Origin of the sequence: Dactylosporangium sp. NPDC050588 (assembly GCF_040654975.1) — a bacterium.
Lineage (GTDB): Bacteria > Actinomycetota > Actinomycetes > Mycobacteriales > Micromonosporaceae > Dactylosporangium > Dactylosporangium maewongense.
In genome coordinates this window covers 49,871-62,985 of record NZ_JBFAJA010000051.1, presented here as the reverse complement: position 1 = coordinate 62,985, position 13,115 = coordinate 49,871, and the positions used below count along the sequence as shown (strand labels likewise).

12 protein-coding genes are annotated in these 13,115 nt (G+C 70.7%); 10 read left to right on the top strand and 2 right to left on the bottom strand.

From position 1 onward, the window contains the following. Positions 1–32: 32 nt before the first annotated feature. The 5 genes from AB0I21_RS32005 (at position 33) to AB0I21_RS31985 (ending at position 5,986) form a co-directional block, all read left to right on the top strand. Positions 33–1,337 (top strand): hypothetical protein, encoded by a 1,305-nt coding sequence (locus tag AB0I21_RS32005; protein ID WP_360566747.1) that lies wholly within the window; start codon positions 33–35, stop codon positions 1,335–1,337. Positions 1,338–1,478: 141 nt separating this feature from the next. Then, on the top strand, positions 1,479–1,613 hold the full coding sequence (locus AB0I21_RS32000; RefSeq protein WP_360566745.1) for a hypothetical protein: 135 nt from the start codon (positions 1,479–1,481) through the stop codon (positions 1,611–1,613). Between the two features lie 85 nt (positions 1,614–1,698). Then, a complete protein-coding gene (locus tag AB0I21_RS31995; RefSeq protein ID WP_360566743.1) occupies positions 1,699–2,535 on the top strand; it encodes a hypothetical protein in 837 nt (278 codons plus the stop codon). 156 nt (positions 2,536–2,691) lie between these two features. After that, positions 2,692–4,521 carry a DUF4118 domain-containing protein gene (locus AB0I21_RS31990; RefSeq protein ID WP_360566741.1) on the top strand — a complete coding sequence of 610 codons (1,830 nt, stop codon included), beginning with the start codon at positions 2,692–2,694 and terminating at the stop codon, positions 4,519–4,521. A gap of 43 nt (positions 4,522–4,564) precedes the next feature. After that, on the top strand, positions 4,565–5,986 hold the full coding sequence (locus AB0I21_RS31985) for an RtcB family protein (RefSeq protein WP_360566740.1): 1,422 nt from the start codon (positions 4,565–4,567) through the stop codon (positions 5,984–5,986). 127 nt (positions 5,987–6,113) lie between these two features. Here the strand turns inward: AB0I21_RS31985 and AB0I21_RS31980 are convergent, their stop codons facing one another. After that, a complete protein-coding gene (locus tag AB0I21_RS31980; RefSeq protein ID WP_360566738.1) occupies positions 6,114–6,539 on the bottom strand; it encodes an archease in 426 nt (141 codons plus the stop codon). A gap of 199 nt (positions 6,540–6,738) precedes the next feature. Beyond that, positions 6,739–7,422 carry a 2'-5' RNA ligase family protein gene (locus AB0I21_RS31975; protein WP_360566737.1) on the bottom strand — a complete coding sequence of 228 codons (684 nt, stop codon included), beginning with the start codon at positions 7,420–7,422 and terminating at the stop codon, positions 6,739–6,741. Positions 7,423–7,762: 340 nt separating this feature from the next. Here AB0I21_RS31975 and AB0I21_RS31970 point away from each other — a divergent pair, with 340 nt between their 5' ends. The 5 genes from AB0I21_RS31970 to AB0I21_RS31950 are packed head-to-tail and all read left to right on the top strand — an operon-like array spanning position 7,763 to position 12,763. Continuing rightward, positions 7,763–8,785 carry a hypothetical protein gene (locus tag AB0I21_RS31970; protein WP_360566735.1) on the top strand — a complete coding sequence of 341 codons (1,023 nt, stop codon included), beginning with the start codon at positions 7,763–7,765 and terminating at the stop codon, positions 8,783–8,785. Then, positions 8,775–11,273 (top strand): nitrate- and nitrite sensing domain-containing protein, encoded by a 2,499-nt coding sequence (locus tag AB0I21_RS31965; RefSeq protein ID WP_360566733.1) that lies wholly within the window; start codon positions 8,775–8,777, stop codon positions 11,271–11,273. Before AB0I21_RS31970 ends, AB0I21_RS31965 begins: the two co-directional genes overlap by 11 nt. Beyond that, positions 11,270–11,752 (top strand): roadblock/LC7 domain-containing protein, encoded by a 483-nt coding sequence (locus tag AB0I21_RS31960; protein ID WP_360566731.1) that lies wholly within the window; start codon positions 11,270–11,272, stop codon positions 11,750–11,752. The genes AB0I21_RS31965 and AB0I21_RS31960 overlap by 4 nt, the downstream gene beginning before the upstream one ends. Then, positions 11,749–12,201, top strand: coding sequence for a DUF742 domain-containing protein (locus AB0I21_RS31955; RefSeq protein WP_360566729.1), 453 nt, complete (start codon positions 11,749–11,751; stop codon positions 12,199–12,201). The genes AB0I21_RS31960 and AB0I21_RS31955 overlap by 4 nt, the downstream gene beginning before the upstream one ends. Beyond that, positions 12,179–12,763: an ATP/GTP-binding protein gene (locus AB0I21_RS31950; protein ID WP_360566727.1), complete on the top strand. Its 585-nt coding sequence runs from the start codon at positions 12,179–12,181 to the stop codon at positions 12,761–12,763. Before AB0I21_RS31955 ends, AB0I21_RS31950 begins: the two co-directional genes overlap by 23 nt. Positions 12,764–13,115 lie beyond the last annotated feature (352 nt).

The window sequence follows — 13,115 nt, the reverse complement described above, 5'->3', positions numbered from 1 at the left end:
AGCACACGCACTACCAGCAGAAGGAGCAACACATGTCCGGAAAGATCAACCGCCGCCGGTTACTGGCCGGGGCCGGCCTGACGGCGGCCGCCGCGTTCAGCCCGCTCGGTCCGGCCGCCGTCTTCTCGCCCATGGCGGCGAGCGCGGCCAACGGCCGGCTCATCCCCGACGGCAAGCTCGGCACCATCACGTACAGCCAGCGTGACGTCCCGACCCGCATCGGCATCGCGGCGAGCGCCGCGCTGGGTGTGGCGCCGACGATGGGCTACCTGGGCGGCCCCAACTTCCCGAAGGACCCGACCGACCTCGGCCCGCTGGTGCCGCTGCCGGGCGGCTGGCTGGAGCTGTTCGAGTTCCTGGCCAAGGCGGGCTTCAAGCAGATCGAGTTCGCCGGCTACGGCCAGCACGCCTCGAACCCGGGCGGCGCCGCGCCGAACCCGGCGCCGGGCGGCGTCACCACCCCGGAGGCGCGCGCGGCCTACCTCGCGTACGCCCGCACCCTGCGTGGCTTCCTCGACGCCTTCGGCCTCCAGGCGATCGGCAACCACGGGTTCGTCCCGAACACCTGGAACGGCCCGGGCAGCGCCGGCGGCGCGATGACCACCCAGGACTACAACCGGCTCCAGGCCGAGCTGGAGTTCGCGGCGATCCTCGGCATGCCGTACATGGGCACGGGCAGCGACCCGACGAGCGCCAACAACCGCAACATCGAGCCGTGGACCCTCGCGGGCGAGAAGTGGTCGGCGCTCAACGAGATCAGCGTGGGCCAGTGGGGCATCCACATGTACACCCACAACCACTCGCCGGCGTACAACTTCCTGCAGGACGGCCCGCTGGTCACCGTCACGCAGGACCGGATCACCGGTGCGCCGATCGCGCCCACCCAGGTCCGCGGCGAGTCGGGCAAGCGGCTCATGCAGCACTACCTCGACGTCACCGACCCCGACCTGGTCGTCATCGAGATGGACGTCTACTGGGCCCACGTCGCTCAGCACCAGCACCGCTGGCGCTACGACTGGGAGGGCAAGCGCGTCGAGGACATCTTCGACCCGACCGCCCAGGTCGCCAAGCAGACCAAGCGGTACGCGCTGTTCCACGCCAAGGACGGCGACGCCACCGGCCAGGCCCCCGGCGTGGGTGACGGCTACTCGTGGATCCCGTTCGGCGACCCCCGTAGCGACATCAACTACAAGGGGTTCTACAGCAACATCGGCGCCAAGGGCTTCCACAACTCGAACTACGAGCAGGACAACGCCCCCGGCGGTAACGGCGACCCCGGCCAGTCGCTGAGGTTCGCCAGGATCAGCGCCGCAGGGATGGCGGCCCTGCGCGGCTGACCCGCCCGGCCCGAGGCCGTCCCCGGTACCTTCCGGGGACGGCCTTTGGTCGTCTTCCCGCAGCCCGCGTGTGACCTGCGGCGAGGACCCTGCCGAGCATCGTCGGCTTCGCCGTCCGCCGGCGCCGGACAGGCTTCGGACATGACGTCCGCCGCATCGAGCACCGCCCTGATCGTCGTGGACCTGATGCCACGCGTCGTCGAGCGGGAGCTGGGCCCGCACCGCGGCGCGGACGTCGTGGCCCGGGTTTGCCCTCAAGCCGGAAAGCCGGCCTGAGTACTGTTCCTGCATGTTGACGACGCACGACGCGTGCTGAACCGTCGGAGTGCTGATGTTCGGTTCGGCTGAGCATTTTCGTGAGATGGCAGCGGAGTTCGCCGAGGCGATCGGGAGGCCGCCGACCGTCACGGAGGTGATGGAGATCCTCGAGCTCGCCAGCATCGGCGAGGTGGACGTGTTGCGGCTGCGGTTCACCGCGAACATCAAGGCGGCGGCCGGCGTGTCCCGCGTCGGGGATCTGAACGATGCCGCATTCGCGGCCGCGGCCGGTGGGCTGGAGGCGGTGATCGGCTCGGACCTCGACCCGGAGAGCCCCGGCTTCACGGGTGAGGTCGGGCGGCGGCTGACCTCCGCCTTGCGGGAATCGGGCATCGAATACGCGGATGTGGCGCCGGAGACAGAGGTCCGGGCCAAGGTTTCGGTAGCGCGCAGGCTCAAGCGCACACGGCTCGGCGACGTGGTGGCTGCGCCGATTCCGGCGGGTGGTTATCGCATCGGTGTGATCGTCGCCAAGAATGCGCTCGGTCTGGCGATCGGGTTCTTCGAGACGGTCGTTCCCGTGCCACGGGTGCCGGCGTCCACCGACAAGGTCGTGCCGTTTCCGATGTACAAGTTGGACGACTCGATCGAGTCCGGGCGGTGGCCGATCATCGGCCACGACGAGCGGTTGCTCGACCGATTTCCGCGCGATCCGGAGATCTACCATCGGCCTGACTGGCCGGCGAAGCCCCGCCGCGGTGAGTTCGGCGCCGCAGAGAACGGCGCGCGTGTCCTTCGCAAGATCGATGTGGAGGAGGCCCGGGCGGTCGGCCTGCTGGATGGCACCTACCGACAGTTTCTGCCCAGCCAGCGGATGCTGCGCTGGCTGGACGACCGCTACCCGCCGGGCGGTCGAGGCGATCAGAGTCCGGCTCCTTAATGCGGGTGGCTTCCGGGCTACCATTGGAGCGGTGACGCGAGGTTACGTCACGACATCCAACCAGAGATGCCCGGTTCGTTGCCGCGGTCAAGGGCCAGACGCAGCCGCCGTGTGTTGTCGCAAGGTGGAGGGGCGTCGGTGATACGGGCGCGCCTGATGGCACTGTTGCTACGTCCGAAGCCGCCCCCGCTCGCGCTCGGGCTGATGGCTGCCGTGATACTCATCGCGGCGGAGACCGCCCTGTTGTATCCCCTCAAGGCAGGTGGCGCAGAGGGCGCCAGAAGCGTGGTCTACCTCTGCGGCGTCATGGTCGTCTCAACCTTGTGGGGCGCCGGACTCGGCGTGGTGACCTCGGTGGTCAGCGCCCTCGCCTTCAACTACTTCCACGTTCCGCCCTACTGGGGATTGCACCTCAACGTGCGCCGGGACGTGCAGAGCATCGTGGTCTTCATCGCGGCCGGGCTGTTGACCAGCTTCCTTGCCGACCTGGCCCGGTCCCGCGCCGTCGAGGCATCGGAGCGACATCAGGAGGCCGACCTCGCCGCTGAGCTGGCCCACCGGATGTTGCGCGCCGGCGATCTGCGCTCGGTCCTTGGTCCGGCGTCACGACGGATCGCGGAGGTGTTCGCGCTACGGTCCGCAGCCATCGAGCTCGGGGCGGTTCCCGGGGACGAGCGGCGGGCTGCGTTGCCGTTGTATGACCACGCGACGCGTCTGGGGACCCTGCTGGTCCCGGCGGACCTCCCTGAACCGACGCTGGAGCGCCTGCGGAAACGGGTGGTGCCATCGCTGGAGTCGCTCCTGTTCGCGGAATTCGACCGTGAGGCGATCACCAACTCGCTGAAAGCAAGTCGTGAAGAGGCCACCAGGCTGATGGAGGAACAGGCCGCGATGCGGCGGGTGGCCACCCTGGTCGCGCACGGAGCCGCACCGATCGAGGTCTTCGGTGCGGTGACGGCGGAGCTGTGCCGGATCTGCGGCCCCCAGAACACAGGTCTCGTCCGCTACGAGCCGGACGGCACAGGCACCCTCGTCTCGTGCCGCAACGAGCCCGACATCGCCCAGATGCCGGCCGGAACGTCCATCCTGCTTGAGGGAGACTGCGTATCCGGGATCGTCAAGCGCACCGGTCGCTCGGCCCGGGCGAGCTATGACAAGGCCGTAGGTCCCACCGCGGCGACCTTGCGTGAGCTCGGCATTCGGTCGGGGGTCGGCGTTCCGGTCGTGGTCGAAGGTCGTCTCTGGGGCGCAGCCATCGCCTCGACCACGTCGCCCACGCCGATACCGGCTGCCGCCGAGGCACGCCTGGTCGACTTCACCGAGCTGGTTGCGACTGCGATCGCCAACGCCGACAGCCGTACACAGCTCACCGCCTCCCGCGCCCGCGTCGTCGCCGCCGCGGACGACGCTCGCCGCCGGCTCGAGCGTGACCTGCACGACGGCGCACAGCAACGTCTCATCTCGCTCGGCCTCCGACTGCGCTCTGTGGAGGGCTCGATTCCGCCCGGCCTGACCACAGTCAGGGAGGAACTGGCACTCGCCGCGAATGGCCTGACCGGTGTCTGCGAGGACCTGCGGGAAATCTCCCGGGGCATCCATCCGGCGATCCTGTCCGAGGGTGGGCTGGGCCCGGCGCTCAAGACGCTTGCCCGCCGCAGCGCGATTCCGGTGGAGCTCACACTGGGCATCGACCGACGGATGCCAGAACGGGCCGAGGTCACTGCGTACTTCATCGTGTCCGAAGCACTCGCGAACGCCGCCAAACACGCCCAGGCGACCGTGGTCTGTGTCGACGCCGAAGCCCGTGACGCAATCCTTGAGCTCTCGATCCGAGACAACGGCATCGGGGGAGCCGACACCGGCAAGGGGTCCGGACTGATCGGCCTGCAGGACCGCACCGAGGCACTCGGCGGCCAGATGGAGATCGTGAGCCCGGTCGGCAGCGGCACAGCACTACTGTTCAGACTTCCGATCGACAGCAACTGAACGACGACGGAAGTCTGTCGCACGCGCGGGTCAGGGGGTGACCGTGAGGCTGGTGCAGGAGTCCGACTACCGGTTCCGTATCGACCGGTACGGCGAGATGCGGGTGCCCGGCGTGGTGTTCGCCTCGCGGGCGCTGCTGCCCGACCCCGCTGCGGACAAGTCCCTGGAGCAGGTGGCCAACGTCGCGACACTGCCTGGGGTGGTGGGCGCGTCGTACGCCATGCCCGACGTGCATTGGGGGTACGGGTTCCCGATCGGCGGGGTCGCCGCCACCGACGTCGCCACCGGCGGGGTGGTCTCCCCCGGGGGTGTCGGGTTCGACATCTCCTGCGGCGTGCGGCTGCTCGCCGCCGACCTCGACCGCCAGGATCTCGCGGAGCCGGCGCTGCGGGCGCTGATGGACGGCCTCGCCGCGGCGACTCCCCGCGGCATGAACCGCCGGGCCGTGTGGGCACTGCGCGATGCCCGGCAGCTGCAGGAGGTGCTGGCCGGCGGCGCCCGGTACGCGGTGCAGCAGGGCCACGGGGTGCAGCGCGACCTCGACCGCTGCGAGGACGGCGGCGCGGTGGCCGCAGCCGACCCCGGGCAGGCCAGCGAGCGGGCGGTGCAGCGCGGACTGGGCCAGGTGGGCAGCCTCGGGTCGGGAAACCACTTTCTGGAGGTCCAGGTCGTCGACCGGGTCTACGACGAGCCGGCGGCCGAGGCGTTCGGGCTGCGAGCCGGCCAGGTGTGCGTGATGATCCACTGCGGGTCCCGCGGGCTTGGACACCAGATCTGCACCGACCACGTGCGCGTCATAGAACGCGCCATGCACAGGTTCGGTATCACCGTCCCGGACCGGCAGCTGGCGTGCGCGCCGGTCTCGTCGCCGGAGGGTCAGGCGTATCTCGGGGCGATGGCCGCGGCGGCCAACTACGCCCGCGCCAACCGGCAGTTGCTCGCCGTGGCGGCCCGACGCGTGTTCGGCAGGGTCACCGGTCGGGAACTGGCGCTGGTGTACGACATCTCGCACAACCTCGCCAAGATCGAGACACACGAGGTGGCCGGGCTGCCGCGGCGGCTGTGCGTGCACCGGAAGGGTGCCACGCGGGCGCTGCCGCCGGGCCATCCGGACCTGCCGGCCGACCTGCGCGGCGCCGGGCAACCGGTGCTCATCCCCGGCACCATGGGCACCGCGTCCTATGTGCTCACCGGCCGGCCGGGTGCGCCGGCGTTCGCCTCCACCTGCCACGGCGCCGGCCGTTTGCTCAGCCGCCATCAGGCAGCCAAGACGGTGCACGGCAAGGAGCTGCGCGAGCGGCTGCAGGCCGAGGGCATCATGGTGCGCGGGGCGTCGTGGCGCGGCCTGGCCGAGGAGACACCGGAGGCGTACAAGGACATCGACACCGTCGTGGACGCCGCGCAGGGCGCCGGGCTGTGCGTGCGGGTCGCGCGGCTGGTGCCGATCGGCGTGGTCAAGGGGTGAGACGACCGGCCGGTCGGTGTGTGCCAGGACCTGCTACGGCAGCTGGCGGGCGACGACATCGCTGTGCGCGGCGACTTCTGCCGCGGTCGAGCCGAAGAGGCACCGGGGCCGACCCGCTTCGTTGGGCTCACACGTCGATGGTCACCGAGCACGACCAGCCGGCTCCTTCGCAGCCGAACCACAATTCGTGCAGCGAGACCCCCTTCGGTATCGCGCCCACCAGCTCCACCCGGTCGGCGTCGACCATCGACAACCGCACGTCCAGACTGCCGTCATCGGCCTCCACCTGCGCCGCGACCGGAAGCCGGCGAGCGGTGTCGATCAGATAGATCACCTCGTCGAGCACCGCGACCAGCAGGTCGGCGTCCGGGCCGGGGCCGGCCCGGAACCGAACGGTCGCGGTCGGCACAACGCCGGACACCTCGGCGAAGTTGCCCACCGTCGCCGCGACCGCCTCCACCACACAGCGTTCCCGCGACGGCGCCCACGCCTCGATCCGCACGTCCGCGGTGTGCGGAACGCTCCGATGCCCCGCTGCGGGCCGTTCGCCCATCACAGCCTCCAACCCGCCACCCGCCGTGCCGGCGTGTCGGGCAGATCGACCACGCACCAGTGCGCCTCATGGCCGACGCCGGCCGGCTCATCGCCGCCCTCACAGCTCGGTGTCGTGGACGACGGCGTCAAGGCCGGCAGTGACGGTTACCCTGCTGACGCACCCGGCCGCCCAGGCAATCGTACGATCCGTCGGGCGGTCAGGGCACGTTCGGCAGCGGCCACAGCTGCCCGGTTGCGCTGTCGATGAGCACGCCGCGGGTGATCCGGGCGGTGAGAGGGAGGATGCCGTAGACGGTGGCGGCGACGACGGGCAACTGCTCGGATCGGGCGCGCGGGGCGATCGAGCAGTGTGGCAGCCACGCGTCGACCTCATAGTGTGCGTGGACCAGCGCACCCGTGGCGCGGACCGCCTCGACGACGCCCTGTTGCCGCGCGATGAGTTCCGCCGGCACGGCGGGAACGAGGCAGATCCGGCCCCGCCGGAAGGCGCCCAGCGCGTCGAAGGTGACCTCGAAGCCGCCTCGGTCCGGGAGCCCCGCCACGGTGTCGCGGACGGCGGCGAGATCCCACCGCAGCAGGACGACGTATGACAGATGGGGATGATGCATCCCGTGGGTGTGCGAGCGAAGTGTCGCGACGCCCTGCTCCTCGAGCCTGTCCCACAGATTCGTCAGGGCACGCTCGGTGCGACCGTCGAAGAGCAAGCAGACAGCCAGGGCCACCGCTCGACGGTAGCTCTCTCTTCTCGCCACGAGGACGTGTCGGGCCGGGTCGGCACTACAATAATTCCTTATTGTTGATGTTTCGATGAAACGCTGCGTCGATGAGGGACGACCTTTGCGGGATAATTCGAACTGACCAGGAGATTCGCCCGATGCCATGACACCACCGGCATTGGGCGTAAATCGTATTCCGGGCCGCAGAGCGGTACGGGAGCGGACAATTTTCGGTCGCTATTCGTGAGTGCTGCCGCACGGTCCGAATTTGGAACGCTTTACCGAGAAATTGTGCGGTTCAATCGCCCGGCGGCCCGGGGACTTTGGTCTACCCTCTGCGACCGGCACACGGCCGGGCCGTCAACAGAACGCACCGCGACGGCTCGTCACAGCGTGTGGCCGCCACCTTGGCACGTAGCCGGAGGCCCCGACGATGGCACAACACGCGACGCGATCCCGTTCATTGATCGCCGTCCTTCTGCACTGCCTGCTGGCATTCGCCCTGATGGCGCCGACTGCGCTCCTGTTCAACCAGGTCTGGGGCTCGGTCGGGGAGCGGACCCGGTTCGCCCAGTCGGAACGCAACGGCATCCAGTACCTCCGCAGCCTCGGTCAGCTCACGATCGCCCTGACGGACGCTCAGTCCGCCGCGGTCGCGGGGCGCCCGTTCCCGCGGGACACGGTCACCCGCGTGGTCGAGGCCACCGCTTCGGTCGACGCCCGGCTCGGTGGGGACCTGCGCACCCACGAGCGATGGTCCGGGCTGCGCGCCAAGATCGAGGCGCTGGCGGCGCTGGGCGTCATCGACCCCGCCGCGGCGTTCAGCACCTTCGGTGAGGCGACCGACCTGCTCCTCGCGCTGTACAAGGAGGTCCGCGACAACTCGCAGCTGACCCGCGAGCAGGACATCGACGCGTCCTACCTGCAGGAAGGCGCGGCGCAGCAGCTGCCCGAGGCCGTGGTGGCCGCCGGCCGGTTCATGGACCTGGCGGTCATCGCCGCCGGGCGGCCCCGCAACGACCCGGCGGGCACGGCCGCCAACCTGCTCAACGCCCGTGACGCGGTGACCTACCCGGCCAACAACCTCGCCGCCGGCCTGCAGGCCGCGGTCGACGGCACCAGCAGCCGGACCCTCAGTGGCAACCTGCTGAGCCGGCTGGACCGGTTCCGGCGCGGCATGGAGACGCTGACCGCGACGACGGTGCCGGTCGACGGCCGGACCGCGGTGAACACCGCGGCGCTGCGGGACGTCCGCAACGAGGTCCAGACGTCCGCGTCCGAGCTGGCGGCGACGATTCTGGACGAGCTCGACCTGCTGATCAGCGCCCGGATCGAGGACCTGGACCGGCAGCGGCAGACGGCGGCGGTCACCCTGGCGGTGGCGGTGCTGCTGGCGCTGGTCCCGTTGACCGTGCGGCTCGTCCGCCCCCGCCGTCGACCGGTCGCGAACCCACCCGTCCCACCGGCCCCCCAGCCGGCCGAGGACGTGGTCCCCGCCTGGCGCCGGGAGCCGACCGGTGCTCGCTAGGCTTCGCATCCGCGGCAAGCTCGCGGTCCTCCTCATCGCCCCGCTGGTCGCGATCGTGCTGCTCACGGTCGTCGTCGTGGTCGACCGGGTCGGGCAGGCCGGCCGGGCGGCGGACACCGCCCGGACCGCCCGGGTCGCCGGTGACGTCGGCGCGCTCATCCAGGACCTGCAGCAGGAACGGCTGATCGCGGTTGGACACCTCGTCCAGGTGGTCGGCCGTTCGCGGCTGCTGCTGCAGACGGCGGCGGTCACCGACCGGGTCACCAACCTCAAGCTCGACTACGCCGGCAACCTGTCACCGGAGGTGGCCGAAGCGATCGACGACGTGAAGTCGCTCGCCGGGCTGCGCGGCTCGCTGGTGGCCGGCAGCGCCGACGTCGAGGGGGTGCTGACCCAGTTCACCGCGGTCATCGGCCGGCTGATCGACGCGCTGCGGCTGATGGACGCGGCCGACGCGACCACCGCCGAGGGCCGGCAGCTCCTGGCGCTGGACGCGCTGCTGCGGGTCGATGAGGGCAACAGCGCCGGCGCCGCACTGATCACCGTCATGGTCGCCACCCGCGCCCAGCGTGACCTCGCCAGGTACCTCGCCAACGCCGCCGCCGTGCGGCCGAACCTGGACCGGTTCACCGCCTCCGGGACCCCCGAACAGGTGGATCTGTACGGTCTGGTCACGGCCGCGTTCGCCTCCCGCGTCGGCGGCGGTTTCGTGGAGAACGTCGAGACCGACCCGACCAGGGCGATCGCCGACCTGCGGGTCGCCACGCTGTTCCCGTCGCTGGAGGCCTACATCGCGCTCGGCCGCTTCGTGGAGAAGCGGATCGTCACCGACGTCACCGCCACGATGGCCGACCAGGAGCGGCGGCAGACCACGATCGCGTATGGGTTCAGCGCCGGCATGCTCGTCCTGCTGCTGCTCGTCATCCTGCTGAGCACGGCGATCGCGCGCACGGTCGCGCGGCCGCTGACCCTGCTGACCGCATCCGCCGCCCGCGTCGCGCAGGTCACCGAGGACGAGCTGGTCCGGGTCGCGGACGACGAGTCCGCCGCGCCCGAGCCGGTGCGCCTGGAGCGGATCACCGTCGGCGGCAGGGACGAGATCGGCGACCTGGCCCGGACCTTCGAGCGCGTGCAGCAGACCGCGGCGCAGCTGGTCGAGCGGCAGGTGGCCAGCCGCCGCAACGTCGCGCAGATGTTCGGTCACGTCGGCCGCCGCACGCAGAACCTCGTCGGCCGGCAGCTCGGCCTCATCGACCAGCTGGAGCGCGACGAGACGGAGCCCGACCGGCTGCGGCAGCTGTACCGGCTGGACCACGTCGCCAGCCGCCTGCGCCGCAACGCCAGCAGCCTGGTCGTCCTGTCCGGCGGTACCGGCGCCAACCCGCACCTGGCGCCGCTGGCACTGGCCGACGCGGTCCGCCTGGCGCTCGGTGAGATCGAGGAGTACGACCGCGTCGACGTGCAGCTCACCGGCACGATCATGCTGGCGCCCGCGGTCATCAGCGACCTGGTCCTGATGCTGGCCGAGCTGATGGAGAACGCCACCTCCAACTCGCCGCCGCACACCCGGGTCGCCGTCACCACCGGCGAGAGCGCGACCGGCGTGCGGGTGTCGATCGTCGATCACGGCATCGGCATGCCGGCCGAGCGGCTCGCGGTCGAGAACGCCCGGCTGGAGCGCCGCGAGCGCATCGACCTCGCCCCGACGGAGGTGCTCGGCCTGTTCGTGGTGGGCCGGCTGGCCCGTCGGCACGGGCTGCAGGTGTCGTTGAGCGACACGCCCGGCGGTGGCGTCACCGCGACCGTCGTCGTCGGGCGGGAGCTACTGGACGGCTCGGCCGCGCCGGTCCCGCAACCGCGGGAGACGATCGCTTCGGTCATCGACATCGACGCATTCACCCGGGCCACCCACTCGATCGACGGCCGACAGCCGTGGAACGCGTTCGCCGCGCCGCACGCGCTCACCGCCGCCGCGCCGCCGCCGGCCATCGCCGCTGCCGTGGCACCGCCGGATGCCGCCGCCACCGCTGAGATCCCTGCGCAGCAGCGGCAGGGGCAAGCGTTGCGACGGCGGGTGCCGGGGGCGCAGTGGCCGGCCGACGGTCAGGCTGCCACGACCGCGCCGCAGTTCGTGGCGGCTCCTCCCGACCCGAGCAGCGCGCAGGCATTCGTCGAGGCGTTCGAGGATGGTGTACGCCGGGCGCAGCACGACGTCGCGGCACCCCCGGTCGACCAGACGCCACCGCTCGCGCCGACGCCGCAGCTCCAGTCGACGCCGGTGCGGCCGGCCACCGCCGGTCGGAACCTGAGCAGACGGGTGCCGGGTGCCACGTTGCGGGGCCCCGGTGCCATCCCGAGACCGGGGCTCCACCTGGTGGAGAGCCAGCCGTCCCACGATCCCGACAGTGCGTTGAACCTTGTCGAGCAGTTCGAATCCGGCGTCCTGCGCGCACTGCGCGAGGTCAGATCAGAAGGATCATCACAATGACGAGTCCGTTCATCCAGGACAGCACGCCCCGTCAGACCTCTGGTGGGACGTTCGACGCCGCACCGATGAGCACGGAGGTGCAGACCTTCAACTGGCTGCTCGACTCGTTCACGTCCGGCACCGCCGGCGTGGTGGAGGCCATCGCGGTGTCCGCGGACGGCCTGCTGATGGCTGCGTCGGCCTCGAAGGAACGGGCCAACGCGGAGCGCCTGGCCGCCATCGTCTCCGGGATGACCAGCCTCGCCAGCGGCGCTTCCGCCTCGTACACCCTCGGCGGGCTCAACCGGGTCATCGTCGACCTGGTCGACGGCTACCTGTTGATCACCGCCATCAGCGCCGGGTCGGTCCTCGGTGTCATCGCGACCCGCGCGGCCAACCTGAGCACGGTGGCCTACGAGATGACGCTCTTCGCCAGCCGGGCCGGCGCGGCGCTCACCCCGCAGCTCATCGCCGAGTTGAAGAACGCGGTCCAGCGGTGACCGTGCCGCCCGGGCAGGAGCCGCCCGGCATCCGGCCGTATCTGCGTTCACCGGCCGCGCCGGTCTCACCGGCTCCGCCGGCGGCGTGGAACCGCCCCGCGCACCGCGCACCGGACAACCTGAGGCCCTACGTCCTGACGTCCGGGCGGGTGCAGGGCGACGACCCGGCGGTGAACCTGGAGACGCAGGTGACGATCCGGCCGGGGGCGCCACCGGACGCCGCGCGGTCCATGCCGACCGAGCTCCAGGCGATCCTCGCCACCTGCGTGTCCCCGGTGTCGGTCGCCGAGATCTCCGCTCAGGCCCACCTGCATCTCGGCGTGACCAAGATCCTCGTCGGCGACCTGTGCGCCGCCGGATTTCTGGACATCCACCAGCTCGAGGTCGACCCCGTCCACAGTCCCGACGTCATCTTGCGAGTAATCCATGGACTCCGTGCGATCTCCTGACGCAGCACCCATACCAGTCAAGATCGTTGTCGCCGGTGGCTTCGGCGTGGGCAAGACCACGACGGTCGCCGCGATCTCCGAGATTCCTCCCCTGACCACCGAGGCCGAGATGACCTCCGCGGGGGTCGGCATCGACAACCCCGGGCATCGCGTCAACAAGGTGACCACCACCGTCGCCATGGACTTCGGCTGCGTGACGATCGACCGCACGCTCAAGCTGTACCTGTTCGGCACGCCCGGCCAGGCACGCTTCGGGTTCATGTGGGACGACCTCGTCCGTGGCGCCCTCGGCGCGCTCGTCGTCGTGGACAGCTCCCGCCTCGACGACTGCTACCCGGCCGTGGACTACTTCGAGCAGTCGGGGCTGCCGTTCGTGGTGGCGGTCAACGCCTTCGACGGCGTGCTCGCCAACGACCTGGAGAGCGTCCGGTGGGCACTCGCCGTCGCCGACCACGTGCCGGTGATCGCGTTCGACGCCCGCGAGCGCCTGTCGGTGCGCGACGCGCTGCTCGTGGTGCTCGACCGGGCGCTGGACCGGGCCGTCAGCGGTTCCCATTCATAGGCGGAGGCACTGCACGAAGGCGCCCGGCGCCAACCGCCCTCGCCTGACGCGACCTGTAACGCCGGCCACCCGGCCTTCGCTCTTGATGGAGATGCACTGCCCTTCACTTGCTACCCAAGTGGAGGGCTTTTGCTTGTGAAGGCAAAAGTTCGATCCAAACTGAACGAACTTTCGATGGCGCGGCTATTTCTTTTGGTGCCGGCGACCGATACCGTGACGGCTATGCATTGACGGCGAGTGCCGCCCCGCATCGCGGGATCCCGGCGGCACTCCGGCGCGACGTCATCGCAGCACCACCACAGCACCCCACTCGCTGCGCGCTTTCCCTCCGGGCGTGCCGCACCCGCGTCGC